The sequence below is a fragment of the Candidatus Babeliaceae bacterium genome, assembly GCA_041660765.1.
Classification (GTDB): Bacteria; Babelota; Babeliae; order Babelales; family Babelaceae; genus JBAZVR01.
This window is the reverse complement of sequence record JBAZVR010000009.1, coordinates 1-2862: the sequence shown is the minus strand read 5'-3', so window position 1 is coordinate 2862 and position 2862 is coordinate 1. Positions and strand designations below refer to the sequence as shown.

Annotated in this window: 3 protein-coding genes; all 3 read left to right on the top strand. The window is 34.0% G+C overall.

Features of this window, described 5'->3' with window-relative positions:
• Positions 1–185 precede the first annotated feature (185 nt).
• The 3 genes from istA to WC707_07175 all read left to right on the top strand — a co-directional run bounded on the left by istA (position 186) and on the right by WC707_07175 (position 2681).
• Positions 186–1613: an IS21 family transposase gene (gene istA / locus WC707_07185; protein MFA6066939.1), complete on the top strand. Its 1428-nt coding sequence runs from the start codon at positions 186–188 to the stop codon at positions 1611–1613.
• Positions 1610–2377 carry an IS21-like element helper ATPase IstB gene (gene istB / locus WC707_07180; protein MFA6066938.1) on the top strand — a complete coding sequence of 256 codons (768 nt, stop codon included), beginning with the start codon at positions 1610–1612 and terminating at the stop codon, positions 2375–2377. Before istA ends, istB begins: the two co-directional genes overlap by 4 nt.
• A 112-nt stretch (positions 2378–2489) precedes the next feature.
• On the top strand, positions 2490–2681 hold the full coding sequence (locus WC707_07175) for a hypothetical protein (GenBank protein MFA6066937.1): 192 nt from the start codon (positions 2490–2492) through the stop codon (positions 2679–2681).
• Positions 2682–2862: the final 181 nt, after the last annotated feature.

Genomic DNA, 2862 nt, shown 5'->3' with positions numbered 1-2862 from the left:
TATGCTGAAAATATATTATTTGCCGTTTGTTTAGCGACAATCATAATTACCTAGTGACGACAATCATTTTTCCCTATTGAAAAGTATAAAGATCGTAGCCTAGCTATCCTATAAAATATTTAGTTTTATAGGAAAAATATAGGGTTACAAAAATGACATGTACTAATCAGCAGGTAAAAAAACTTATGAAACATATAAATATACTCACACAAGAGCAAGCGGCAGATAAAGCTGCCATGGATGTTAAAACTGCGAGGAAGTATTTGAAGAACAAAAAACTTCCCAGTGAATTCAAAAAAACTCATGATTGGCAAAATAAGCCAGATGTATTTGCTGATACTTGGCAAGAAATAGAAGGGTTACTAAACAATTCGCCAGGATTGCAAGCTAAAACCATTTTTACTTATCTACAGAATAAATATCAAGGGTACTTCAAAAGAAGTCATCTTAGAACACTACAAAGGAGATTTAAAAAATGGCGAGCCATAAGTGGTAAAAATAAAGATGTGATATTTTGTCAAAATCATGTTCCTGGTGCTCAAAGTCAGTCTGACTATACCAACATGAATGATTTAAAGATTACAATAAATGGTGAACATTTTAAGCACCTTTTGTTTCATTTTGTTTTAGTTTTTTCCCGTTGGGAAAAAGTATCTGTTTGCTACGAAGAAAGCTTTGCAAGCTTATCTGAAGGATATGAAAATGCCGTATGGTCATTAGGTAAGGTTGCATTTGATCATCGAACTGATAACTTAACAGCTGCCACAAAAAAATCTGGTAGCAGTAGAGATTTTACTGAGAAATGGTCAAAGGTAATGAAGCATTATGGCGTTGTGCCAAGTCGCAATAATCCCGGAGAAAGCCAAGAAAACGGATCAATAGAAAAAAGTAATGACTTGTTTAAAGTTGATGTGGACCAACAGTTGATGCTAAGAAGCAGTAGAGATTTTAAATCTCTTAATGAGTACAAAGAATTTTTACTACAAATAGAAGTTAGAAGAAATTTGTTGAGGAAAGAAGAGCTGGCATTAGAGATGCCAAAATTAAAAGATCTGCCAAACGATAAATGGAGCATGCCAAGGATATTACCTGTTAGAGTGAGCCCATCAAGTACAGTACAAATAGATTCTGTACCATATTCTGTTCCAAGCAGATTGATAAGCTTTGTGTTAATGGCACATATTTTTTATGACAAAATAAAATTATATTATGGCCAGAGTTGTTTACAAGAAATGCCAAAACATAAAGGTACTGATGGCATAGACTATCGGCACATTATTGATAGTTTAATACGCAAGCCAGGAGCCTTTGCCAACTACCAATACCGAGAGGCATTGTTCCCTAGGTTATGCTTTCGTAGAGCATATGACGCTCTTATTTCTAATTCTAAAACTTGTGGCACAAAACAATATTTAGAGGTATTGCAATTAGCAAAGATGAATGGAGAGCAACATGTCTCAGTTGGCCTAGAATTGCTGCTTGAACAAAATGTCGTGCCACTACCAGAAAAAATTAAATCGTTATTGGATCTCCCAGTTACGATTCCAATTATAAAAATAAATCAACCGCAGCTTAAAGTTTATGATCAATTATTAAGCGGGATGGCTGTATGACAAACATTACTACTGAAAACTTAGAAAAACATCTTCGGCAGTTATGCTTAAGTTCGTTCGCGAACAATTATATTGAAACGGCAAAACAATGCGTGTTTGACAAAAAAGACCATGTTGAATTCTTGCGTGAATTGGTTAGCTTAGAAATAGAGCACAGATATCATAAGCGTATAGAATATTTGCTAGGCAAAGCTAAGTTACCAAGAACCAAAACGCTTCAATCATTTGAATATAAGCACATAGAGGGATTGTCGCCAATAAAAATAAAGCAGCTTGCAACAGGCGAGTTTATGGATAGATGCGAAAATATTTTAATCTTTGGTAACCCTGGCACTGGTAAAACTCATTTAGCAATAGCTTTGGCGCAAGAATGGTGTATGCAAGGTAGAAGAGTGTATTACACAACAGCAGCTCAATTACTTCAAGATTTATTAAAAGCGAAAGTAGAATTAAAGCTTAATACGTTTATTAAAAAGCTAGATTATTTTGCGATGCTAATAATTGATGACATCTCGTATATTCCCTGTAACAGGGAAGAAACAGATGTTCTTTTTACTCTGCTATCAGCTCGATACGAAATGCGCAGTGTAATGATAACTAGCAATCTATCATTTGCTAACTGGGATCAGATATTTAAAGATAAAATGACAACAGCAGCTGCTATAGATAGATTGGTGCATCATTCTAATATTTTAGAGTTAAATGCTGAAAGCTACCGTGTGTCTACAGCAAAAAAATCTAAAAAGAACGCCGAGCAAGAATAGGTTGATTGGTGCAAAAAACATTAAAGATTTTAATTGTCGGCAATGAGAAAATGATTGACGCTAAACGATTTTAGGATATAAAAGTTTTTTACTTTAAAAGGATCATAAAAATATGAAAATTAATATATACGATCTTTTGCCAGAAAAAATCTCTGACGAGAGTGCTTATCATCTGGTGAATTTTTTTACAAACTTGGCAGCAGAGCTTGACTCTCGTTATTTTGCTCAAGTAAAGCGCCATATTGATAATAATGCATCAGATATTCCAAGTTTTTTGCATAATAAACCTGATGACAAGATTTAAATTGATGAACTGATTGAAATGTGGGCTTCGGACAGATAAATCAAAAATTAAAAGCTATTCTTTAAATGGAGGGGCAATTAATGCAAAAACATTAAAAAATTTCTCAAAAAAATAGGGAATTTTGATTGTCGCCGATAGGAAATAATGATTGACGCCAGACACACGTACTTCTACAATACCT